Here is a 23077-nt window from a genome sequence, read left to right on the forward strand (position 1 = left end):
CCTACTTCTTACCTGCACGAATAAAGCCGGCAAAACCTTGTTGAATAAAGAAATCATGCATCATTTGATGGATTTCTTGCCCGTAAGAGCATGACATGGCTTTTTCGACGAGTTTTTCTAATTCTTTTTTCTGGCTATGGCGAATCAAATATTTCACCTTAGCTACGTTTGAGGTGTTCATACTTAAACTGTTGTAACCTAAGCCCAACAATAAGAGCGCACCAAATGGGTCACCTGCTAGCTCACCACAAATACACACAGGTACTTGATACTGGTGGCAAACATCATGAATTTGTTTTAACGCCAACAACACCGCAGGATGCATGGATTCATAGACATCCGCAACACGGGAATTGTTCCGATCGACGGCCAACAAATATTGCGTTAAGTCGTTGGTACCGACAGAAACGAAGTCCACACGGTGCGCAATAGCGGGTAGCAAGTACACCATTGAAGGCACTTCGATCATTACCCCAACTTTTGGTGCTTGAATACGTTCATCCAACAGTACAACTTCACTGTAGGCTTGATTGATAAGCGTAATCGCATCATCGAGTTCTTTAATACCAGACACCATCGGCAACAGAATACTCAAATTGCCACTTTCAGCACTCGCCCTTAGCATCGCACGCAATTGAATCAAGAAGATGTCCGGATGATCCAACGTAAAGCGAATACCACGCCAGCCTAAGAATGGGTTGTCTTCATCAATTGGCAGATACGGTAATGGTTTATCGCCGCCAATATCCAAAGTACGCATAACCACGCGCTGATTAGCGTAGCTATTGAGGATAGCTTGATACTGATGATACTGCTCATCTTCTGATGGAAAGTGATGCTGAAGTAAAAAAGCGATTTCAGTTCGGTACAAACCCACACCATCCACACCAGAGTTGATGGCGATATTGCTATCCGCACTCAAGCCCGCGTTGAGCATGACTTCAATATGGCAATCATCTTGAGTGATCGCTGGCAATGCCAAATCTTTGTTCACCATGGCGAACAATTCAGACTCTTCACTAACTAAGCTGCGATACTCGCGCAGAAGCTGTCTGTTTGGCTCAAGATAAATCTCGCCAGTGTAGCCATCTACAATCCCTTTCTTGCCATTGACAACGCTGGTATTGATGTTCGCGCCCATAATGGCAGGCACACCTAACGCACGAGACAAAATCGCGGCGTGAGAGTTTGCTGCGCCTTCAAGTGAGACAACAGCAAGTAGATGCTGCTTTGGAATCGAAGCAAGTAATGTGGCGGTGAGTTCATTCGCAACCAAGATAACCGGACGGTCAATGGAAGCATGTTCTTGTTCACTGTTGTGCAAGAAGTACAACAGGCGTTGCCCTAGTTCACGAATGTCTTGTGCACGCTCACGCAGGTAAACATCAGACATTCGAGCAAAACGGTTGGAATAGGTTTCGACAACCTGACGCAGTGCCCAGTCCGCACGATCACCTTTCTCGATCTGCTTCTTAAGATCACCACGCAACATAGGATCGTTCAGCAAGTGAGTGAAGAGATCGAAGATCGCTAACGCGTCTTTGTTAATTTCACTATCGAATTTCTTCCGCATACGGCGGAAATCACCCAACGCTCGCTCGACGGCAACCGCAAGTAATTCATGTTCACGTTCTTTATCTAATGTCGATGTTGGAAATACGTCGTTTAGGTTTGGCTGCGTATCATCAAACCAAAACTCGCCGATTGCGACGCCAGTCGAAGCTGGAAGCCCCTTGATGACAGTGGGCTTAGAAGCGAGCTGCCAGTGACCTAAATTTTGGGCATGTGCAATCAACACTGCAAGCTGCGCAGACAAGGTCACAAGGAAAGACTCTTCCATCTCACTAAACAAACGTGGGGTTTTCTGCTGGATAACCAAAACGCCAAGCACTTGTTTACGATGAATGATCGGCGTACCGAGGAAGGAGTGGTACACCTGCTCACCCAACTGAGGGAAGAATTTAAAATCAGGGTGAGTAGAAGCCTCAGCAAGGTTTAATGGCTCTGCACTTCGCTTTACCAAACCGACTAAGCCTTCATTGAAGTTGATATGGATGCTATCACCTTCAAAAATCAGGCCTTGAGTTGCCATTAACTCAAGGCGCTGCATTTCGTCGTTAGCAAGATAGATAGTACAACATTCAGTGCATAGGGCTGCGCAAGTCTCTTTTACTAATATGTCGAGCGCCAGATGGACGTCATCGACTCTGGAGACTTTCTCAACTATTTCCCTTAGCTGACTGAGCATGTTGATCCTCTATCTACGTTGCTTTTTTCTTTTCCCTTTCGTCTTACGCTCTCGAAAAGGCATGGCTAAAGATGCAAACTCTTTCATTGCGCGACGGTAAACATCTCGCTTGAAAGAAACAACTTGCCTAACTGGATACCAGTAACTTACCCAGCGCCAACCATCAAATTCAGGGGATTTCCCACGCTGCATATTGATGCGGGATTCGTCGCATTCCAATCGCAGCAGAAACCATTTCTGTTTTTGGCCGATACAAACAGGCTTGGAGTCCCAACGCACCAATCGCTTTGGTAGCTTATATCTTAACCAATGACGACTTGTTGCGATGATCTTAACGTCTTTTTTCGTCAGACCGACTTCTTCATATAACTCCCTGAACATGGCTTGTTCAGGTGTTTCACCTTCGTCAATCCCACCTTGTGGAAATTGCCATGAGTGTTGCCCGTATCGTTTAGCCCAGAAGACCTGACCATGGTTATTACATATCACAATACCAACATTGAGTCGGTAACCATCGCCATCTATCACTGGCTAACCTCTATGAATAATTTTTTATTACCGTGATTTTTCCACATATCCCCATTACTAGCAAACTTACTGATGTGATATGAGCAAGATTTATTACCTTTCGGCCAGTTTTGGATATCTTTTGAACAAATATTATTTTATCAACACAAGACTGAGACATAGCCCACATTTATTCACCTTTTCTGTGAATAACTTTGTGAAGAAAACGCTATCAACAAAGAATTTTGTTCAAAACCATTATTGGCAACATTTATAAAGACTTAAACAAAAACACATAAGAACATGATTAATAAAGATTTAAATGTAAAACTGATGATTTATTGATCTTATTTTTCCTGATGATCTTTTCATCAAATACAGATCGGTCAAAGATCGCACAATCGGTTATTTATCCACATTGGACAGGTAAGACTTCATGATATCTTAATAAAATCAAGTCTCAATCACGTATCAAACCCCTGTTTATTCATCCAGCTCAGCTAGAGATCCTATTGGTCACTTCCTAATCTGTGGATAAGTTATGGATTGATCATTCTTAATCCAGCTCGATGAAATCTTCGACAGAGGATTTTATTCAAATTTGTTAGACTAGATGTTTTCCAACACCACCTTGTCATTATGAAACCAGAACCACAATCCGAAGCAGAACTGATGGAACGCGCGCACGACATTGCGGGCTTAAGCTTTACAGAGCTTGCCGAAGAGGCAGGCATGACTGTTCCTGAAAACTTGAAACGCGATAAAGGCTGGGTTGGGCAATTACTGGAATGGCACTTAGGTGCGCCAGCTGGCAGTAAACCGCAACAAGATTTCGCTAAACTTGGGATCGAGCTAAAAAGCATTCCGATCAGTTATTCTGGCAAACCATTAGAAACAACCTTCGTCTCTGTTGCGCCACTGACAGGAGTGCAAGGCTTAACATGGGAAACCAGTCACGTGCGTAACAAGCTATCTCGTGTGCTTTGGGTTCCAGTGGAAGGAGAACGTGAGATTCCGTTAGCTGAACGCCACGTCGGTAGCCCTTTGATTTGGTCACCGGATCAAGAAGAAGAGCTAATTCTGAAAAACGACTGGGAAGAATTGATGGAATTGATCGTTTTGGGTAAGTTTGATCAAATTTCCGCCAGACACGGCGAAGCGCTTCATCTGCGCCCTAAAGCCGCAAACGCAAAAGCACTGACGGAAGCTTACAGTTCAAATGGCAAGCCGATAAAAACCCTGCCCCGCGGTTTCTACCTCAGGACACAATTCACCGAGCAGATACTATTGAAGCACTACATCAACGCTCAATCAGAGTGATCAATGCGTTACCAGTGACAATTCAATATCGCAGTAAGAGGCTGTACCTTCGCTACCAAACTCATCGTATGCGTTGTGCAGTCTCAAATACGCTTTATCAATCCCCAACCTCAGCAGCTCTTCTTTCACCAAATCTAACGATCCAAAATGAATCGGATCTTCGCCGTCTTTGATTGGCTCTAGTTGGTGTTTGTACTCCACTGCTAACAGATAGTCAGAGACATCAGAACAACCTATCACAAAGACCTTCGGAGTTTTATAGGAGTCTTTGTGGTGGCCATGCAACCACATGTCGAGTTGATGCTTCTGCATAATGCACCTCCTTCACAAGATCCTTTAAGTCTAGTTACCGTATTGATAAGTTTCGAGTTAACTACAAAGCGAAACTTAAATCATTTGCGACAGCAACTAAAAATCCCCTATATTGGAATGACTTATTCAGTCGGTAACTCTTCAAGGATGTGAAATGCAATATACAAAACTACCGCACTCATCACTCGAGATCAGTAAGATCTGCCTTGGCACTATGACGTTTGGTGAGCAAAATACCGAACAAGAAGCTTTTCAACAGCTCGACTTTGCCCTCGATCATGGGGTGAACTTCATCGATACTGCCGAGATGTATCCCGTGCCACCGAAAGCAGAAACACAAGGACTCACCGAGCAGTACATTGGCAATTGGTTAGCGAAAAGCGGTAAACGCGAGAAAGTGGTTTTAGCAACGAAAGTCGCTGGTCCGCGCAACGTCCCATACATTCGTGAAAACATGAGCCTTAACCGTCGCCATATTCACACTGCGATCGACGATAGCTTAAAACGCCTGCAAACCGATTATGTCGATCTATACCAATTGCATTGGCCACAGCGTCAGACCAACTGCTTTGGCCAGCTCAACTACCCTTACCCAGATAAGCAAGAAGAGGTCACACTGATCGAGACCCTTGAAGCTCTCACGGAGTTAGTCAACGCAGGTAAAGTGCGTTACATAGGTGTCTCAAACGAAACGCCATGGGGCGTGATGTCACTGCTACGTTTGGCAGAAAAACATGATTTACCGAGAATCGTCTCCATTCAGAACCCATATAACTTATTGAACCGCAGCTTCGAAGTCGGCCTGTCAGAAATCAGCCATTACGAAGGCGTTCAGCTACTCGCATACTCACCGCTGGCGTTTGGCTGCTTAAGTGGTAAATACCTCAACGGAGCAAAACCAGAAGGTGCGCGTTGCACAATTTGGGAACGCTTTGCTCGCTACTTCACACCACAAGGCGTTAAAGCGACAGAAGCATACGTCAACCTAGCGCGTGACCACGGTTTAGACCCTTCACAAATGGCGCTTGCCTTCGTGAATCAGCGTCCATTTGTTGGCTCTAACATCATTGGTGCGACTAACCTAGAACAACTGAAGTCCAATATTGACAGCATCAATGTTCATCTAAGTGAAGAGTTGCTTAATGACATCCAAGCGATTGGTACGACTTACTCGAACCCTTGCCCATAGTGAGCGCCGAGCAAACAATACAATACCAAACGTAATAACGAAAAAGGCTGACCATGATGGTCAGCCTTTTTTCTTAGCCCAAATTGAATCGAATGTGTGTGGGAGTTTCAACTTGGGCTTTCGATTACGTCAGTATTCGCGAAGTTAACACACGACGAAGGTGACGAACTCGACGTTCAACTTTTACCGCATCAGGTACGCTAGCTTGTGTTGAACGGCCATCTTTATCCAGGCCAATGTCTTTTAGTAAGTGCTCGTTAGTCCATGGAATATCATGAGAACTACGACGAACCATACGTTGCCATTGCTTTTCTTCACGTTTCAGATCGGCTTTCAAAAGCACCGTGGCCAGTTTTAGATAGATAGAGTGACGCATAATTTTTCTCCAAATAGCGATAGATAATCGACTGGGAAAAATAGTGGGATAATTAAACAGAGGGATTCTGTTGAGACTAAGCCGCTACTTTTCCGCAGCCTAGTAAAATAGAAAGGTTACGGATTAATTTAATCTAATGAGCCAGTAAAATCTGGTTTGGTCGCATCAAAGGTTGAGCGAGCATCAGACATACGATCAGCGCAAGCAGTGGTGTTAACAACGTAATGTTTCATCTTGCGCCTCCTAGCTAAAAATTAATCCGTGATTGATGTGGTATAACTCTTTGAGTTACGGCTAAATTGTAAGCAACAGAGGATATTTATCAAACAATTTTTATCCTTTCGATTAAAAACAAACCAATAGGCTAAAATTAGGTTGCATATAGTTTTTTGAATAACATATTCAACTAAGGAATATATAAAATATCGAGTTTTATAAATATCAGGACGTTGCGTACAAAAAAGGAGCGCATCAGCACTCCTTTTTTCTCAAGCTTGTTATTGATTAAACCGTTTGGTCTGAAATCAAATTGTGTTTATTCAGCAGTCGATACATGGTTGCACGTGATACACCCAGCTCTTTTGCTGCGTTAGAGACTTGGCCAGAGTGCGACTCTAATACCACCAGCAACGCATCTCGTTCGCTCTTTTCACGAATAGACTTCAAGCTACGTTTCGAGTCATTTCGTTGAGGAAGATCTAAATGATGCTCTTCAATCAGTACGCTATCAGACATCAAAACCGCACGTTTCACTTGGTTCATCAACTCTCGTACGTTGCCTGGCCAGAAGTAACGAGTCAGCGATTTCAAAGCGTCTTCAGAAAAGCTCTTAGCTTGCGAGTTGTACTCTTTTGAAAACTCTTGAAGATAGAAACGTGCCAGCATGCCGATGTCGCTTGCTCTTTCTTTTAGGCTCGGTACGTTAATGCGCAGTACATTAATGTAATGGTAAAGCTCTTCGTTAAAGTCACCATCAATCAGCGCCTTTTCAACATCTGAAGAGTTAGCAGCAAGAACACGAACATTAACGTTCTTCGCACCATCACGAGTTTCAATTGTGCCTTCTTGCAAGAAACGTAGCAGGTTCATCTGCTGTTCTTTTGAAATGGTTAGGATGTCATTGAAAAGAACCGTACCGCCATCCGCTTGCTCAAGCAGGCTTTGGCCCATGTCTTCATCGGCTTGAATGCCAAACACTTCTGCTTGGAAGCGTTGTTCATTAAGCGCACGACAGTTGATTGACAAGAACGGCTTATGCGAACGTGACGACACTTTGTGAATTGCGCGAGCGACAGCTTCTTTTCCCGTACCACTTTCGCCATAGATAAGAATACTCACATCCGTTGGACCGATACGCTTTACTTGGTCACGCAGGCGTTTCATTGGGATAGATTCGCCAATCAGCCCCATATCTAGGCTGTTACCGAAGCTCGGCCATACTTTCTTCTCTAGTTTTAGCATGCCCAATTGGTGACCAATGGTGCTGAGTAGCTGCGCATCTGGAATTGGCGCAGTAAAGAAGTCGATACAGAAGTTCACGATGAACTGACAGATGGTATCAGTTCCGAGTTGAGATTCTCGGATGAACGCTAACCAGCGCACGTGTTTATGAGAACTCACTAAGTTTGCTAAACCATTAAGGCTGAACTCATCATGGCTGAGGTCAACTATACCGATGCATGGTCCAATATCTTCTAACAATGTGTTGGCTTTACGTAAGTCACCCACTTGGTGACACTTCCATCCCACTTGTTCTAGTACTGATAACCAAGGTTCATAAGTACCGCCAACTACGACTAGCGATCCCGGAATGGAATCCATCTTAAACTGCCCAGCCATTCTCTAACCCTTATTGATTGTTGATAGAAATTTCGCTCCACAAACCCATCTTTGCGAACGGGTAACATTATCGAGACTACGACTGACGAAGTCTGTCTCAATATTAAGACTATGCAACAGATTGAGATTTGGCGAATGCTTATTTACCTTTCCTATCCAAACTTAAATGCAAATAGTTGAATTAGTTCAAATTAAAGATACAAAAAAACCACCCGCAGGTGGTTTTTTCATTACTCAGCGAGGAGATTACGCTTGTGGGCGCATCGCTGGGAATAGGATCACGTCACGGATAGTGTGCGTGTTAGTCAGCAGCATAACTAGGCGGTCGATACCGATACCTTGACCTGCTGTTGGCGGTAGGCCGTGCTCTAGAGCTGTGATGTAGTCTGCATCGTAGAACATTGCTTCGTCGTCACCAGACTCTTTCGCTTCAACCTGTGCTTTAAAGCGTGCATCTTGGTCTTCTGCATCGTTAAGCTCTGAGAAACCATTCGCTACTTCACGGCCACCGATGAAGAATTCAAAGCGGTCTGTGAAGAATGGGTTGTCATCGCTACGACGAGCCAGTGGAGAGATATCTGCTGGGTAGCCAGTGATGAACGTTGGCTGCATTAGCTTAGGTTCTGCTGTTTCACCAAAGATCTCTTCAAGAAGCTGACCACATGTCCAGAAAGGTTCTACTTCAACGTGAACAGATTTCGCGATAGAAACCATTAGGTCACGGTTTTGAATGTCTTCTTCTGTTAGCGCTTGGATTTGCGCGTGGTCTGGGTTGTAGTGCTTGATAGCTTCGAACATGCTCATGCGAGTGTAAGTGCCACCAAACTCAACCGTGTCTTCACCGTAAGGCATTGACGTTGAACCTAGAACTTCTAGAGCAACAGAGCTTAGTAGTTCTTCAGTTAGGTCCATCAGATCTTTGTAGTCTGCGTACGCCATGTAGAATTCCATCATTGTGAATTCTGGGTTGTGACGTGGAGAAAGACCTTCGTTACGGAAGTTACGGTTGATTTCGAATACGCGATCGAAACCACCAACAACTAGACGCTTCAGGTATAGCTCTGGCGCAATACGTAGGTACATTGGCATGTCTAGTGCGTTGTGGTGCGTGATGAATGGACGCGCACTCGCACCGCCAGGGATAACGTGCATCATTGGCGTTTCAACTTCCATGAACTGTTTAGAGATCATGAAGTTACGGATTGCAGACATTACTTTAGAACGTACTACGAACGCTTGACGAGAATCTTCGTTAACGATTAGGTCAACGTAACGTTGACGGTAACGCATCTCTTGGTCAGTTAGACCGTGGAACTTCTCTGGAAGTGGACGTAGTGCTTTAGTTAGCAACTCGTACTCTTCCATGTTCACGTATAGGTCACCTTTACCAGACTTGTGAAGTGCACCTTTCACACCGATGATGTCACCGATATCTAGGCCTTGGTATTGGTCTTTCAGTACTTTTTGTACCGCTTTGTCAGCGTAAGCTTGGATACGGCCAGAAGTTTCTTGAATTACCAAGAATGGACCACGTTTAGCCATGATACGGCCAGCGATTGCTACTACGTGGTTAAGCTCTTCTAGCTCTTCCTTCGTCTTTTCACCGAACTCTTTCTGAAGGTCGCCCGCTAGTGCGTCACGACGGAAGTCGTTTGGATGGCCGTTCGCTTTGCAGCTCTTTCGGATTGCATCCAGTTTAGCGCGGCGTTCAGCAATTAGCTTGTTCTCTTCTTGTGCAGAGGCTTCTTGTACAGTTTCGTTTTGAACAGCATCAGTCATTTTCGATGTATCCTGTTTTTTGTCGGTGAAAAGCTTTATAGACCTGATTTCAGGCTAGCTTCAATAAATTTGTCCAGATCGCCATCAAGAACCGCTTGAGTATTGCGGTTTTCAACGCCCGTACGGAGGTCTTTAATGCGTGAGTCATCCAATACGTAAGAACGGATCTGGCTACCCCAGCCAATGTCAGACTTAGCGTCTTCATTAGCTTGTTTTTCCGCGTTTTGCTTTTGCAATTCAAGCTCAAATAGCTTCGCTCGAAGCTGTTTCATTGCCTGATCTTTGTTCTTATGTTGAGAACGGTCGTTCTGACATTGCACTACTGTGTTCGTTGGAACGTGCGTAATACGTACCGCAGATTCAGTGGTGTTAACGTGCTGACCACCAGCACCGGACGCACGGTAAACGTCGATACGTAGGTCAGAAGGGTTAATGTCGATAGCGATGTTTTCATCAATCTCTGGGTAGATAAACGCAGAAGCAAATGACGTGTGACGACGGCCGCCTGAATCGAATGGCGATTTACGTACTAGGCGGTGAACGCCTGTTTCTGTACGTAGCCAACCGTAAGCGTACTCACCAGAAATCTTAACTGTCGCGCCTTTAAGGCCGGCAACTTCACCTTCAGATACTTCGATAACCTCTGCCTTGAAGCCTTTTGCTTCAGCCCAACGCAGGTACATACGTAGCATCATGTTGGTCCAGTCTTGTGCCTCGGTACCACCTGAGCCTGCTTGCAAGTCAATGTAGCAATCAGAGCTGTCGTGGTCGCCAGAGAACATACGACGGAATTCAAGCTGTTCTAGCTTCTGTTCCAACTCAGCAAGTTCTGGTTCGATTTCGTCAAACGTTTCTTGATCTTCTTCTTCAACCGCAAGCTCTAGAAGACCATCAACGTCTTCTACACCTTGTTCTAGTTGAACGATAGTTTCAACAACCGCTTCTAGTGATGCACGCTCTTTGCCCAGTGCTTGTGCACGTTCTGGCTCGTTCCATACATCCGGCTGTTCAAGTTCTGCGTTGACTTCTTCTAGACGCTCTTTCTTAGCGTCATAGTCAAAGATACCCCCTCAGGACATTCGTGCGCTCAGACACGTCCTGCAGACGGTTTTTAATTGGATTGATTTCAAACATGTTGGCTCAACATTTTAGAATAGAATTTAACCGAGAAATTCTACTCAAAAATGTGACGGAGATACAGGAAAATTTCGGCTGGGAAATCAGATTGCAATTAGAGAGAGCACGGTCATGAAATTTTTGCCCCACTTAAAGGCGACCGTACTCTATAAGAAGTGATTTTCTCGGTATTACTTGGCTTCGATGTGATCAATCATTAGCTGTAATGATTGATTACCACGAAATTCATTCACATCCAACTTATACGCGAGACGTACTGTTTTGACCGATGCATCCGGCCAACGACGCAAATCGACGTTAAACGCAATGCCATCGATCATGACGTTTGTTGGATGACCTTTGAAAAGTGGTTCTAGCATCAGCTTAAGGTGCTTCTCACCGACCAGTTTCTGGTGCAATACTTTGAACTCACCATCAAAGATAGGTTCTGGGAACGCTTGACCAAAAGGACCACCAGAGCGCAATTGCTCCGCAACGTGCATTGAAAATTCTTCAGGCTTGAGCTCACCATCGGACATGATCACGCCTTTTAGCGCGGCTTCATCCAACTCTTTCTTCACGACGTCATCGAACAAACGGCTGAAACGCTCAAAGTCTTGCTCTTTGATGGTTAAACCTGCCGCCATTGCATGACCACCAAATTTGATGATCAAACCTGGGTTTTGCGTATCGATAAAGTCCAACGCATCACGCATGTGTAAGCCAGGAATTGAACGACAAGAGCCTTTGATCGTCCCTTCTCCACCATCAGCAAAAGCAATAACAGGACGGTGGAACTTCTCTTTGATGCGTGAAGCCAGAATACCAATCACACCTTGGTGCCAATCGCGTTGGAATAACGCTAAGCCGTAAGGCAGTTCACTGTTTTCACCAAACTGAAGACGCTCACAAAAAGCCATCGCTTCTTGCTTCATGCCTTCCTCAATCTCTTTGCGAGTTTGGTTCAAACCGTCTAATTCACTGGCCATACGACGAGCAGCATGGATGTTGTTACACATCAGCAGTTCAACACCGAATGACATGTCATCAAGGCGACCTGCGGCGTTAATACGTGGGCCTAAGGCAAAACCAAAATCTGATGCGACTAAACGACGAGCATCGCGCTTCGCCACTTCGATCAACGCTTGAATCCCCGGACGCGCTTTACCTGCACGGATGCGCTGCAAACCTTGGTGTACAAGAATGCGGTTGTTCTCATCAAGTGGAACAACGTCGGCGACCGTACCAAGTGCAACAAGGTCAATCAGTTCCATCAATTTAGGCTCTTGCATGCCTTGCTGCGCGAACCAATTTTGTTTACGCATGTGCACACACAGCGCCATCATCAGATAAAAAGCAACGCCTACCCCAGCTAACGCTTTCGATGGGAAAGCACAACTATCTAGGTTCGGGTTCACCATGGCATCCACATCCGGTAGCACTTGTCCCGGTAAGTGGTGGTCAGTCACCAGTACAGTAATGCCGTTTTCTTTGGCGTAACGGACACCTTCAATCGACGAGACACCGTTGTCTACCGTCATGATCATCTCAGCGCCCAGCTCTAACGCTTGATCTACTACTTCCGGACTGAGGCCGTAGCCATCTTCAAAGCGGTTAGGCACTAGGTAATCGACATTATTACTGCCAAGCATACGCAATGCGAGAACAGACAAAGCCGAGCTGGTTGCGCCATCAGCGTCAAAGTCGCCTACGACAATAATGCGTTTTTTCTCATCGATCGCTTGGAATAAGAGCTCGACTGCCTTATCAATACCACCAAGTTGTTGGTAAGAGTGCAAGCCACGCGCAGAGGTCTCTAGCTGTGCTACATCCGTAATACCACGGTTGATGTAAATACGCTTAAGAATGGTGGGAATAGAATCGGGAAGAAGAGAAAGATCCGGTTCGGGACGTCGTTGAATTTCTATCATGTTTGAAAAGAGCCAGCAAATATCACTGGCTCTACTCCTTAAAGGATTATTGTTGCTCTAAACGTTTTAGCAGATCTGCCGGTGGAAGGTAACCACCTACTAGCTCACCGTTTGGTAGGAAGATCGCTGGTGTACCAGAAATACCAAGCTCACGACCTAGGTTGTAATGCGCTTGGATTGTCTCTTTACACTGCTTAAGATCTTTCGCTGGGTTATCAAACGTGCGATCTACTTTTGCGTTGTGCATTGCTGATTTCGGATCTTCTGCACACCAAATTGTCGCCATCTGTTCAGCAACTGGACCTGTTGCTCCTTGACGAGGGTAAGCCATGTAGCGAACCGTAATGCCTAGGTCATTGTAACCTTGCATTTGGCTGTGTAGGCGCACACAGTAACCACAAGTGATGTCAGTGAATACCGTCACAACGTATTTCTCGTTGTCCGCTTTGTATTCGATCACGCTATCAGAGAACTTCGCGATTTTTGCTGCATTCAAAGGTGCTTGACGTTCAGCAATTACGTCTTTGTAACCGCCGTTATCATCGATGGCGTAAAGTGTACCGGCAATAAAGTGGTTACCATCGTTTGATGCGAACAGCACACCACCATTGGTTTGAATTTCTAAAAGACCAGCAACGTCTGATGGTTGGATATCAAGAATAGACACACCCAACTTAGAAAACTTCGCTTTTAGCGCTGCTTCATCAAAGTTCTGTTTTGCCGCTGGCGCGACTTGTTGTGCAGGAGTTTCCGTTTTTGCCTGACTTTCTTCAGCACCACAAGCGGCAACGAAAAACGGTAAAGTCAGCAGAGTTAGTCGGCGTAATACGCTCATTAAATTCACCTTAAAATAAAATCCTTTCATCCAATGAGATAATGGATGAACCAAACCATCATTATGCTCTTGGGTGGTGTTGACTGTGGATCTGTTTCAATCGCTCAGTCGCCACGTGAGTATAAATTTGCGTGGTCGATAAGTCACTATGCCCCAACAGCATCTGTACGACCCTGAGATCTGCGCCATAGTTCAATAAGTGCGTTGCAAAAGCATGGCGCAATACGTGCGGTGACAATTGGTCAGTATCAATACCCGCAATCACAGCGTAGTACTTAATACGGTGCCAAAAGGTTTGGCGGGTCATTTGTCTTGCACGTTTGCTTGGGAATACCACGTCCGACGTAGTCTCTCCCAATAGAGCAGACCGACCTTGCTGGATAAAAGTTTCAATCCAGTCGACCGCGTTTTCTCCCATAGGAACGAGGCGTTCTTTACCACCTTTACCGGTCACGCGCACTACCCCTTGGCGTAAACTGACGTTTTCCATTGTCAGACTGACCAACTCTGTCACACGCAAACCCGTAGCATAAAGCAGCTCTAACATGGCTTTATCACGCAGTTCGACCGGATCGTTTGGGTCTGGCGCATCAAGCAGTGCGTCCACTTGTTCTTCACTGATGTCTTTAGGTAGACGCTGTGGCAACTTTGGGCTTACCAACAATGCACTCGGATCATCTGCGCGTACTTTTTCACGGTGAATGTATTGGAACAAACGGCGAATCGCCGACAGCATGCGCGCGCGGGATGTTTGCTTGTAATCTAAATCGACTAGGTAGCTTTGGTACTCTTGCAAGCCAGACAGGCTGATGAAATCAAGTCGGTAGCTGTGTTGCTCCATCCACGCGAGCAGTTTCATTAAATCATTTCGGTAGGAAGCTAACGTGTTCTCCGATAGACCACGCTCCATCCACATCGCATCTAAGAATTGCTCAACAAGACCAAAATCTTGTTGATTGACAGGCTGTTGTGCCGTCATGAACGCTTCCTTATCTGTTTATATTTACAGTATTGAGAGTAAGGCAAGTGCCCAACCAATACCATAAAAAAATCATCTCCCTCGGGATATTCGCTGCAATCTTCCCCGTTTTATGGTTAGAATCTGCCACAACAGCAACACAAAAAACGACGAATATAATGAAAATCGGACTCTTTTACGGCTCAACAACCTGCTACACAGAAATGGCAGCAGAGAAAATTCGCAATATCATTGGTGAAGACCTTGTCGACATTCACAACGTGAAAGAGACACCGCTGTCACTGATGGCAGACTACGATTTACTGCTGATTGGTATCTCAACTTGGGACTTCGGTGAAATCCAAGAAGACTGGAGTGCAATCTGGGAAGACATTGCAACCACACCACTAAAAGGCAAAGTGGTAGCCCTGTTTGGCTTGGGTGACCAAGAAGGCTACGGCGAATGGTACCTTGATGCGATGGGCCTACTGCATGACGAACTAAAAGCAACGGGCGCGCAGTTTATCGGTTACTGGCCAAATGAAGGTTATGAGTTCGAGGCATCGAAAGCACTAACAGAAGATGGCAGCCAATTTGTCGGCTTAGCGCTGGATGAAGATTCCCAATACGAACTGAGTGACGAACGCATCGAAAAATGGTGTGAGCAAGTGTTGGTTGAGTTTCACGACACGCTATAAGTCAGCATCAACTGTCAAAACCACAGACAAACAAAAAGCCCGGTGAATCGCTTCACCGGGCTTTTTTAATCTTGCGAGTCAGCAATTATGCCGCTTCTTCTGTCAACTCAGGTTGAGAAGATTTAGCAACAAAGAACATGCAAACAATCGCTGCAAACGTTGGTAGAACCCAACCCATGCCCACTTCGAACAGTGGCAGCATGTTAAATGCTGAAACGTCTAGACCTGCTACTTTCGCTGCATCAATCAATGCAAACAGCAGTGATACTAGCAATACAGAGCGGTACGCTACACGCGGGTTTGGTAGCTTGCTGCGTACGAATGTTAGCGCAACCAAGGCTACTGCAACTGGGTATAACGCAAACAGCACAGGAACTGATAGTGAAATTAGCTGAGACAGACCTACGTTTGCAATCAGTGCACAAGCAGCACCGTTGATGATAACCCACTGCTTGTATGTCAGTTTCGTCTTAGAGCTGAAGAAATCTGAACATGCAGAGATAAGGCCGATAGCCGTAGTCAAACATGCAAGCAATACGATGATTGAAAGTACGATCTGACCGTAAGGGCCAAATAGTGCTTGAACGTACTGGCTTAGTACTGCACCACCGTTGTCTGCACCTGCTGCGATAGTTGCACTCGTCGCACCTAGGTAGAACAATGAGATGTAAACGAACGCAAGACCTGCTGCTGCAATACAACCTGCACAGATTAGGTATTTCGTCGTCGCTGCGCGCTCAGTGATGCCTTTGCTACGAAGTGCGTCTACCATTAGCATACCGAACATCAACGATGCGAACGTATCCATGGTGTTGTAGCCTTCAAGGAAGCCTTTGGTCAGCGGTTGAGTTAGGTACTCGCCGTGTGCACCCATCATTTCACCTTGCGGGTCAACGAATACCGCAATCGCTAGAACGATAAGGCCAAGGAAAAGCACAGGCGTTAGCACTTTACCAATCAAGTCAATCAAACGACCTTGGAACCAAGCGAAAGTCATTGCTACCGCGAAGAACAAGATTGAGAATGACGTCAGATGCGCTTGAGAGGCATCTAGGAAGAATGGTTTCACTGCCATCTCGTAAGCCACAAGGCCAGTACGAGGCGCAGCAAATGCAGGACCGATGATGATGAAGATCAACGCCGCCATCAGAACCGCTGCTTTCTTAGGAAGATCTTGAGTCAAGTGATCCCAAGAGCCGCCCGCTACAGCAATAGCAACGATAGTAATAAGAGGTAGACCTACCGCTGTTAGCAAGAAACCGAACATTGCTGGCATCAGATGATCACCCGCTAGCTGACCCGCTAGTGGTGGGAAAATGATGTTGCCGGCACCCAAAAAGAACGCAAATAGCATAAAGCCTACTGCGATAATATCTGTTAGTTTTAACGTCTGCTTCACAGATAACCCTTTTTCTGAATTGATGAATGTTGTGTATGCATCGACCACTTTTTGTATACCCAAAGTTAATGAGTACCTGTGGTTCAATCTATAAATTTCCGCCGCATAATGACGAAGTAACCATCATTTGGCAACCTTTAAGAAAAAAACACCATATTAATTTAGTTCACCAACTTAAAAGCAGTGGAAATCACTAGCTTGAGTTTTATGACTAGTTCTTTGTCTCGATCAATTGAGAATACAATTTAATAACCAACAAGATAACAATCTATACAATTAAGAAACAATAGAGCATTTATCTCCATTATTGAGTAAATATAAAACAATCATGAAGAGCGAAAGATTCCAGACTAAGGGCTTCAAGTTCAAGCAATTTTCCATTCACGGTGGCGAGAGCGGCATGCCCGTCAGTACCGATGGCGTGATGCTCGGCGCTTGGGCAAATTGCTCACCACAAAGTAAAATTTTGGACATTGGTACTGGCACAGGGTTGTTGGCATTAATGTGCGCTCAGCGGTTTCCTAACGCACAGATCACTGCCCTTGATATTGAAATCTCGGCGATCGAAGCGGCACAGAAAAACTTCACCCAATCTCCGTGGTCAGACAGACTCTGCGTTCGCCACACCGATGTATTGCAGTTTGAACCAGAGCAACGCTTTGAACACATCATCTGCAACCCGCCCTACTTCAACAGTGGTGAGCAAGCGAAACAAAGCCAACGAGCAACGGCAAGACACACAGACACCTTGCAACACGTCGCATTACTCAAACGTTGTTATGAGCTACTTGAAAAAGATGGTAGCGCCAGTTTTGTTCTGCCAATTACCGAGGGTGAACAATTTATTGCCATGGCGCAGCAACAAGGGTGGCACTTATCGCGTATCTGTCGCGTGCAACCATCACAGAAAAAGCCCGTGCACCGTTTACTGTTTGAATTAGCCAAACAAGCTTGTGATACTCAGGAAACGCATTTGATCATCCATTCAAACGAGGGTTATAGCGACAACTTTACTCAGCTAACTCGCGAGTTTTATCTTAAGATGTGAAATAACATGTGATCCTTGTCACCAATCACTTTATAATGTGCGACCTTTTTATATTCTATGCTGCTGTGGCGAACCATTAACCAAGCTTTGCTTGTGGAGAACTCATTGTGATCAGAACCTTTGCTGAACTTGATCTAGACCAAAACCTACTAGAAGCCATCGAAGAGATGGGCTACGAACGCCCAACTAAAATTCAGGCAGAAGCGATTCCACAAGCGTTAGATGGTCGTGACATTCTAGCGTCAGCACCAACTGGTACTGGTAAAACGGCAGCGTTCGTCCTGCCAGCACTGCAATACCTGCAAGATTTCCCACGCCGTAAACCTGGGCCTGCACGTATTCTGATCCTAACGCCAACTCGTGAACTTGCGATGCAGGTAGCGGATCAAGCTCGCGCTCTGGCGAAAAACACCAAGCTAAACATCTTCACCATCACTGGTGGCGTTCAATACCAAGAGCACGCAGACATCCTAGCAACCACACAAGATATCGTGGTAGCAACACCAGGTCGTCTACGTGAATACATTGACGCTGAGCGTTTTGACTGTCGTGCGATTGAATGGCTAATCCTTGATGAAGCTGACCGCATGCTAGACATGGGCTTTGCGCCAACGGTTGACCGTCTGTCTAACGAATGTCGCTGGCGTAAACAAACCCTTCTGTTCTCAGCAACACTAGAAGGCAAAGGCGTAGAAGGTTTCACAGCAGACCTACTGAACGAACCAGCAGAGATCGACGCGAAATCACCACTGCGTGAGCGTAAGAAGATTGCACAGTGGTATCACCGTGCTGATGATGCTGAACATAAACTTGCCCTGCTAAAACACATCATCACAGAGCAAGCAGAACGCACTATCGTGTTCTTGAAGACTCGTGAGCGTTTAGCAGAGCTACGTGCTCAACTAGAAAGCGCACAGATTCCATGTTCTTGGATTCAAGGTGAAATGCCTCAAGATCGTCGTAACAACGCCATTGCTCGTTTCCGTGAAGGCACTGTAAACGTGCTACTAGCGACTGACGTAGCTGCACGTGGTATCGACCTTCCAGACGTATCACACGTAATCAACTACGACATGCCACGTACGGCAGACGTGTACCTTCACCGTATCGGCCGTACGGCTCGTGCAGGTAAGAAAGGTAATGCTATCTCAATCGTAGAAGCGCACGACCAACCAATGATGGACCGCGTTGCTCGTTACGTGAAAGAAGACATTAAAGAGCGTTTCGTGAAAGAGATGCGCCCGAAACACAAAAAACCTGTGTTCAAGAAGAAAAAGAAAAAAGACGACAAGAAGAAAGTAGCGAAAAAGAAAACCGCTAAGAAGAAGTAATCACGTCTGATTGATTCCAAATCTAAAAGAGCCGCAATCGCGGCTCTTTTTGTTTTTCATCTATAACTGATGAGCTGGAAGAGTTTTGTCTTCATAGGCATCCGCGAAGCCATGGTTACGGTCACGGTGCCCTGCTTCATCCTCTCGAATCCGCAAAATCACATCTCTTAGCATCGCATCGGCAGGCAGCTTGTAGTAATCAATCGCCAGAGTCGGAGCTGGTACGTTCTCCACTTCCCCGCTATCAATTTTCTCTAGGTACTCAGTGTAGCTATTACATGCTTCTTCTTCGAAGTAACCCACCACACGGTGCGCGATTTTAGAAGACAGCAGATAGATGAAGCTGTACACAACAATGAAAACCCCTTGTCCCAACAACACCAACAAACGCTCAACCAAACTTGGCTTGGCAATGTCGAGGAAAATCATTAGGTGCATGCGCTCGTTTTCTGCCTCATCGAGGAGTTCTCGGATCCAACCTTCATCGTCTTTCATTCGACGCAGCGCTTTAAGGTGATTGAACATCCCGGCCACCATCCCTGGCACGGCGGCGATCGTTTCGAGAATCACAGCGCGCTTCGCGTATTTCTTGCCATAAAAGATGTTCAGAGTGAATTTCAGCAACTTGGTAATACGCAGTGCAATGTACTCCGATAACTTAGAGGCTTTTTTGTGTGTGAGCTTGAAGTCTGACATAGGAGAACTCCTTTATTTTTAAAGTTGCATTTAAAATACAACTTTAAACTTTATTACTCAACTATTTTTTAAGATATAAACTTTTTATGTAAAAACTTCGCTTGAGATCAGATCGAACAGGTATAAAAAAAGCCGGATAACTATCCGGCTTTTTGGCGTACTTTACTTCGCTGAGTCATCCACTCGCGATTGACTTACTTCAATCAGTTTTGCTCTTCTCGTTTGAACACCAAGTCAGTTGGTGTCGACTCTTCTTCAACGAAGTAGTAACCCGCAACATCAAACTTAGTGAGGTCAGCAACGCTTTCGATACGGTTTTCGATGATGTAGCGAGCCATCATGCCGCGCGCTTTCTTCGCGTAGAAGCTGATCACCTTGTATTGACCATTCTTACAATCTTTAAAGATTGGCGTGATCACTTGTGCATCCAAGTTCTTTGGCTTCACCGCTTTGAAGTATTCGTTCGATGCTAGGTTGATCAGTACGTTGTCGCCTTGCGCAGCAATCGCTTCATTCAACTTATCGGTAATGACATTGCCCCAGAACTGGTAAAGGTTAGTGCCCTTGTCGTTTGCTAGCTTAGTGCCCATCTCAAGACGGTATGGCTGCATCAAATCAAGCGGCTTAAGCAGACCGTAAAGGCCAGATAGCATTCGTAGATGATCTTGCGCGTAATCGAAATCGGCATCAGAAAGAGTTTCCGCTTCAAGACCAGTGTACACATCACCTTTAAACGCAAGAATCGCTTGGCGCGCATTATCGGTAGTGAAGGTTTCACTCCACTCTTGGAAACGACCAACGTTCAAATCAGCGATTTTGTCGCTCACTTTCATCAGTGATGAAACATCGGCAGGTGTTAATTTACGGCATACCTCGATCAGCTCTTTTGAATAGCTAACCAAGTCTGGTTGAGTAAACTTCTCGGTTGCAAGTGGAGACTCGTAATCAAGCGTTTTAGCTGGAGAAACGACGATAAGCATGACTTTAACTTCCCTAATTTTGTTTTCCATTAGGGTACAAAAAAAGCCATGCATTGTCTGCATGGCTTTTTGAATCGTGTTGATAGCTTTCAACGATGATTGGACATCAATTAGCTATCTTTCTTGTTGTTATCCCAGATACCTTCCTCTAGCTGAGATTTCAGCTCAGGGAAGTCATTCGGATCAAACGTTGGCACTTTGCCTTCACTTAACTGACGGTTGTAGTCTTTCGCCAGTTTAATCACGATGCCAGATAGCAAGATGATTGCTACCAAGTTCACAATCGCCATCAGACCCATAGAGACGTCAGCAAGTGACCAAACCACAGGTAGAGAAGCTAGCGCACCAAACATAACCATACCTAGTACAACGATACGGAAGATACCTAGGCCTGCTTTGTGGTTGTGCTCTAGGAAGATTAGGTTTGTTTCAGCGTACGAGTAGTTAGCAATGATTGAGGTGAATGCGAAGAAGAAGATCGCAACCGCAACAAAGATGCCGCCCCAATCACCCACTTGCGAGCTCAATGCACGCTGAGTTAGCTCAATACCCGTCACTTCTGTTGCTTGACCTACGTACTCACCTGACATCAGGATGATAGCAACTGTCGCCGAACAAATAACAATCGTATCCATGAACACGCCTAGCATCTGTACATAACCTTGAGATGCTGGGTGTGGTGGGTAAGGCGTTGCTGATGCTGCCGCGTTTGGCGCAGAACCCATACCCGCTTCGTTCGAGAATAGACCACGTTTGATGCCGTTGATCATCGCTTGTGCGATGGCATAGCCAAGACCACCAGCAGCCGCTTCTTGCAGGCCGAATGCGCTCTTGAAGATAAGCATTAGAACGTCTGGTAGCTTCTCTAAGTTAGAAAGCATCACGAACATCGCAAGAACGAGGTAAGCCAGAGCCATTACAGGAACAACCAACTCAGCAACTTTCGCGATACGCTTAATACCACCAAAGATAACGACAGCGGACAAAGCAACAACTGCGATACCTACGTAAAGGTCATCCCAACCAAATGCGTTGCTCATTGCATTCGCGATAGAGTTTGCTTGAACGGCGTTAAATACCAAACCAAAAGCGATGATTAGGAAAATTGAGAACAACACGCCCATCCAGCGCATGCCCAAGCCTTTTTCCATGTAGTAAGCAGGACCACCGCGGTAGTTGCCATCATCATCTTTGGTTTTGTATAGCTGCGCCAGTGTGCTTTCTGCAAACGACGTCGCCATACCAAGCATCGCAATCAACCACATCCAGAAGATTGCACCAGGGCCACCCGCAGTCAGTGCAACTGCAACACCCGCCATGTTACCCGTACCAACACGTGCAGCAAGACTAGTACAAAGCGCTTGGAAAGAAGAGATACCAGCTTTGTCTGCTTTACGACTGTTCTTTAGAACAGAGAACATGTGGCCGAAATGGCGGAATTGAATGAATCCCAATCGAACGGTGAAGTAGATTCCTACACCAACAAGAAGATAAACAAGAATCGAGCCCCAAAGGAGGTCGTTCATCAAATTGATTAAGTCTGTCATGTGTACCTCAAAGTGAGTTGCGCCGGTCTTTGCTTCCGAGCCATCCACCAGATTGCATGCTAAGTGTCAAAGTCTGCTTAGCTTTTTGAATAATGTTTATTGCGCAATCTAGAATCGTAAACGTCGCTTCATGCATCCATTTTACGTACCAGCGTATTTTTTGACGGGCGGATAATGCAGCCTCGACAAGCAAAAATCAATATGCAATCAGTAAAATAACCTTGTTATTTTTCACTATAAAGTCACCAAAAGTTAACATAAAAGGAAAACTTAACGCTCACAAACAGCAACATCTTGTTTATCAAAACTCAACATAAAAAGCACTAACACTGTTAACGAAATGGCATACCATTTATTTTTGATGAGGCTAGTAATCACAAGGTATCTGATAAAAATTTCCTGTGTTGGTTTGTTACCATTGGATACATTTTCATCAAAGCGATGCTATGCAACCTTAGTATTCAAAAATTGAGTAAAATAAGCCGTTCGAATTAACATACCAAATCTCTTCATTTAATCGTTTTCGTGAGATCGTTCGCTTATTTTTTGTGCATTTTCAACGCATGCAAAATGTGATTCTGTAAGTATTTTTGCACGAAAATGTCATGTTACCGACACAAATGCGAAATATATCATGGTTATCCTCACGCCTATTGTGGTACTAAAAAAGCTCCACAAGGACTGGTTACAACAGTTTAGATAGAAAAAGGTAAAGGTGGCTTATGGAAGGCTTTCAACTCGACGACCTGTTTGGTCTGGATACTACCTCAACAAGCAAATCTCGCGCTAAACCAGTGAAGCGTAAGTGGCGAGAAATTGAAGAAATGAACGATAGACGCAACTTGCTCAAGGAGCTGCGTGAACTGGACGTCTGTCACGACATCACTCTGGATGACATCAAACTATAATTTGCGCAAAAGGCACCTCAATGGTGCCTTTTGTCTTTTATAGATACGGCAAAATTGGGT

At 45.3% G+C, this 23077-nt stretch carries 20 protein-coding genes; 6 read left to right on the forward strand and 14 right to left on the reverse strand.

Going from position 1 to position 23077, the window contains the following annotated elements:
* Position 1: 1 nt before the first annotated feature.
* Both ptsP and rppH read right to left on the reverse strand, forming a co-directional pair.
* Positions 2-2248 (reverse strand): phosphoenolpyruvate--protein phosphotransferase, encoded by a 2247-nt coding sequence (gene ptsP / locus VCHENC03_RS02695; protein ID WP_027726738.1) that lies wholly within the window; start codon positions 2246-2248, stop codon positions 2-4.
* Between the two features lie 9 nt (positions 2249-2257).
* A complete protein-coding gene (gene rppH, locus VCHENC03_RS02690; RefSeq protein ID WP_005434895.1) occupies positions 2258-2776 on the reverse strand; it encodes an RNA pyrophosphohydrolase in 519 nt (172 codons plus the stop codon).
* Between the two features lie 618 nt (positions 2777-3394).
* Here rppH and mutH point away from each other — a divergent pair.
* Positions 3395-4075, forward strand: a complete 681-nt coding sequence (gene mutH, locus VCHENC03_RS02685) for a DNA mismatch repair endonuclease MutH (protein ID WP_009707697.1) — start codon at positions 3395-3397, stop codon at positions 4073-4075.
* Here mutH and VCHENC03_RS02680 read toward each other — a convergent pair whose 3' ends face one another.
* Positions 4076-4387, reverse strand: coding sequence for a DUF6482 family protein (locus VCHENC03_RS02680; protein WP_005434899.1), 312 nt, complete (start codon positions 4385-4387; stop codon positions 4076-4078).
* 154 nt (positions 4388-4541) lie between these two features.
* Here VCHENC03_RS02680 and VCHENC03_RS02675 point away from each other — a divergent pair, with 154 nt between their 5' ends.
* Complete coding sequence (locus tag VCHENC03_RS02675) at positions 4542-5576, forward strand: NADP(H)-dependent aldo-keto reductase (protein ID WP_009707698.1); 1035 nt, start codon at positions 4542-4544, stop codon at positions 5574-5576.
* Between the two features lie 124 nt (positions 5577-5700).
* Here the strand turns inward: VCHENC03_RS02675 and VCHENC03_RS02670 are convergent, their stop codons facing one another.
* From VCHENC03_RS02670 to xerD, 7 genes are all read right to left on the reverse strand, one after another.
* The gene (locus tag VCHENC03_RS02670) at positions 5701-5952 is read right to left on the reverse strand and encodes a hypothetical protein (protein WP_005434903.1); all 252 of its coding nucleotides are present in this window, start codon (positions 5950-5952) and stop codon (positions 5701-5703) included.
* A gap of 504 nt (positions 5953-6456) precedes the next feature.
* Positions 6457-7791, reverse strand: coding sequence for a cyclic-di-GMP-binding transcriptional regulator VpsR (gene vpsR / locus VCHENC03_RS02665; protein ID WP_005434905.1), 1335 nt, complete (start codon positions 7789-7791; stop codon positions 6457-6459).
* 246 nt (positions 7792-8037) lie between these two features.
* The gene (gene lysS / locus VCHENC03_RS02660; RefSeq protein WP_005434906.1) at positions 8038-9570 is read right to left on the reverse strand and encodes a lysine--tRNA ligase; all 1533 of its coding nucleotides are present in this window, start codon (positions 9568-9570) and stop codon (positions 8038-8040) included.
* Between the two features lie 35 nt (positions 9571-9605).
* Positions 9606-10704, reverse strand: a protein-coding gene (gene prfB, locus VCHENC03_RS02655) for a peptide chain release factor 2 (RefSeq protein ID WP_096030938.1) whose coding sequence is annotated in 2 segments (ribosomal slippage) — positions 9606-10628 and positions 10630-10704 — 1098 coding nt in all. Because the reading frame shifts where the segments join, the coding sequence is not laid out codon by codon here.
* A 173-nt stretch (positions 10705-10877) separates the two neighbouring features.
* Complete coding sequence (recJ, locus tag VCHENC03_RS02650) at positions 10878-12617, reverse strand: single-stranded-DNA-specific exonuclease RecJ (RefSeq protein WP_009707700.1); 1740 nt, start codon at positions 12615-12617, stop codon at positions 10878-10880.
* A gap of 46 nt (positions 12618-12663) precedes the next feature.
* The gene (gene dsbC / locus VCHENC03_RS02645) at positions 12664-13452 is read right to left on the reverse strand and encodes a bifunctional protein-disulfide isomerase/oxidoreductase DsbC (protein WP_009707701.1); all 789 of its coding nucleotides are present in this window, start codon (positions 13450-13452) and stop codon (positions 12664-12666) included.
* 61 nt (positions 13453-13513) lie between these two features.
* The gene (xerD, locus tag VCHENC03_RS02640; RefSeq protein WP_005434910.1) at positions 13514-14431 is read right to left on the reverse strand and encodes a site-specific tyrosine recombinase XerD; all 918 of its coding nucleotides are present in this window, start codon (positions 14429-14431) and stop codon (positions 13514-13516) included.
* 158 nt (positions 14432-14589) lie between these two features.
* On the opposite strand from xerD, the gene fldB reads away from it, so the two are divergent.
* Positions 14590-15108 carry a flavodoxin FldB gene (gene fldB / locus VCHENC03_RS02635; protein ID WP_005447890.1) on the forward strand — a complete coding sequence of 173 codons (519 nt, stop codon included), beginning with the start codon at positions 14590-14592 and terminating at the stop codon, positions 15106-15108.
* Positions 15109-15193: 85 nt separating this feature from the next.
* Here fldB and brnQ read toward each other — a convergent pair whose 3' ends face one another.
* The gene (brnQ, locus tag VCHENC03_RS02630; RefSeq protein WP_009707702.1) at positions 15194-16507 is read right to left on the reverse strand and encodes a branched-chain amino acid transport system II carrier protein; all 1314 of its coding nucleotides are present in this window, start codon (positions 16505-16507) and stop codon (positions 15194-15196) included.
* A gap of 328 nt (positions 16508-16835) precedes the next feature.
* On the opposite strand from brnQ, the gene VCHENC03_RS02625 reads away from it, so the two are divergent.
* Positions 16836-17555 carry a tRNA1(Val) (adenine(37)-N6)-methyltransferase gene (locus VCHENC03_RS02625; RefSeq protein WP_032803080.1) on the forward strand — a complete coding sequence of 240 codons (720 nt, stop codon included), beginning with the start codon at positions 16836-16838 and terminating at the stop codon, positions 17553-17555.
* A 107-nt stretch (positions 17556-17662) separates the two neighbouring features.
* Positions 17663-18886 carry an ATP-dependent RNA helicase SrmB gene (gene srmB, locus VCHENC03_RS02620; RefSeq protein ID WP_005434916.1) on the forward strand — a complete coding sequence of 408 codons (1224 nt, stop codon included), beginning with the start codon at positions 17663-17665 and terminating at the stop codon, positions 18884-18886.
* A gap of 60 nt (positions 18887-18946) precedes the next feature.
* Here srmB and VCHENC03_RS02615 read toward each other — a convergent pair whose 3' ends face one another.
* From VCHENC03_RS02615 to VCHENC03_RS02605, 3 genes are all read right to left on the reverse strand, one after another.
* Positions 18947-19582 (reverse strand): alternative oxidase, encoded by a 636-nt coding sequence (locus tag VCHENC03_RS02615; RefSeq protein ID WP_005434918.1) that lies wholly within the window; start codon positions 19580-19582, stop codon positions 18947-18949.
* A gap of 203 nt (positions 19583-19785) precedes the next feature.
* On the reverse strand, positions 19786-20562 hold the full coding sequence (yaaA, locus tag VCHENC03_RS02610; protein WP_009707704.1) for a peroxide stress protein YaaA: 777 nt from the start codon (positions 20560-20562) through the stop codon (positions 19786-19788).
* A gap of 110 nt (positions 20563-20672) precedes the next feature.
* Positions 20673-22109, reverse strand: coding sequence for an alanine/glycine:cation symporter family protein (locus tag VCHENC03_RS02605; protein ID WP_009707705.1), 1437 nt, complete (start codon positions 22107-22109; stop codon positions 20673-20675).
* 722 nt (positions 22110-22831) lie between these two features.
* Between VCHENC03_RS02605 and VCHENC03_RS02600 the strand changes: the two genes are divergently transcribed.
* Positions 22832-23017: a DUF3545 family protein gene (locus tag VCHENC03_RS02600; RefSeq protein ID WP_009707706.1), complete on the forward strand. Its 186-nt coding sequence runs from the start codon at positions 22832-22834 to the stop codon at positions 23015-23017.
* Positions 23018-23077: the final 60 nt, after the last annotated feature.

Origin of the sequence: Vibrio sp. HENC-03 (assembly GCF_000305755.2) — a bacterium.
GTDB classification, from domain to species: domain Bacteria; phylum Pseudomonadota; class Gammaproteobacteria; order Enterobacterales; family Vibrionaceae; genus Vibrio; species Vibrio owensii.

Bases quoted from the DNA above. Each gene is read 5' to 3' on its own strand.
- VCHENC03_RS02675 (WP_009707698.1), top strand. From the start codon at position 4,542: ATGCAATATACAAAACTACCGCACTCATCACTCGAGATCAGTAAGATC.
- VCHENC03_RS02625 (WP_032803080.1), top strand. From the start codon at position 16,836: ATGAAGAGCGAAAGATTCCAGACTAAGGGCTTCAAGTTCAAGCAATTT.
- ptsP (WP_027726738.1), bottom strand. From the start codon at position 2,248: ATGCTCAGTCAGCTAAGGGAAATAGTTGAGAAAGTCTCCAGAGTCGAT.
- VCHENC03_RS02680 (WP_005434899.1), bottom strand. From the start codon at position 4,387: ATGCAGAAGCATCAACTCGACATGTGGTTGCATGGCCACCACAAAGAC.
- mutH (WP_009707697.1), top strand. From the start codon at position 3,395: ATGAAACCAGAACCACAATCCGAAGCAGAACTGATGGAACGCGCGCAC.
- yaaA (WP_009707704.1), bottom strand. From the start codon at position 20,562: ATGCTTATCGTCGTTTCTCCAGCTAAAACGCTTGATTACGAGTCTCCA.
- VCHENC03_RS02615 (WP_005434918.1), bottom strand. From the start codon at position 19,582: ATGTCAGACTTCAAGCTCACACACAAAAAAGCCTCTAAGTTATCGGAG.
- lysS (WP_005434906.1), bottom strand. From the start codon at position 9,570: ATGACTGATGCTGTTCAAAACGAAACTGTACAAGAAGCCTCTGCACAA.
- recJ (WP_009707700.1), bottom strand. From the start codon at position 12,617: ATGATAGAAATTCAACGACGTCCCGAACCGGATCTTTCTCTTCTTCCC.
- VCHENC03_RS02600 (WP_009707706.1), top strand. From the start codon at position 22,832: ATGGAAGGCTTTCAACTCGACGACCTGTTTGGTCTGGATACTACCTCA.
- VCHENC03_RS02605 (WP_009707705.1), bottom strand. From the start codon at position 22,109: ATGACAGACTTAATCAATTTGATGAACGACCTCCTTTGGGGCTCGATT.
- fldB (WP_005447890.1), top strand. From the start codon at position 14,590: ATGAAAATCGGACTCTTTTACGGCTCAACAACCTGCTACACAGAAATG.
- VCHENC03_RS02670 (WP_005434903.1), bottom strand. From the start codon at position 5,952: ATGCGTCACTCTATCTATCTAAAACTGGCCACGGTGCTTTTGAAAGCC.
- vpsR (WP_005434905.1), bottom strand. From the start codon at position 7,791: ATGGCTGGGCAGTTTAAGATGGATTCCATTCCGGGATCGCTAGTCGTA.
- xerD (WP_005434910.1), bottom strand. From the start codon at position 14,431: ATGACGGCACAACAGCCTGTCAATCAACAAGATTTTGGTCTTGTTGAG.
- dsbC (WP_009707701.1), bottom strand. From the start codon at position 13,452: ATGAGCGTATTACGCCGACTAACTCTGCTGACTTTACCGTTTTTCGTT.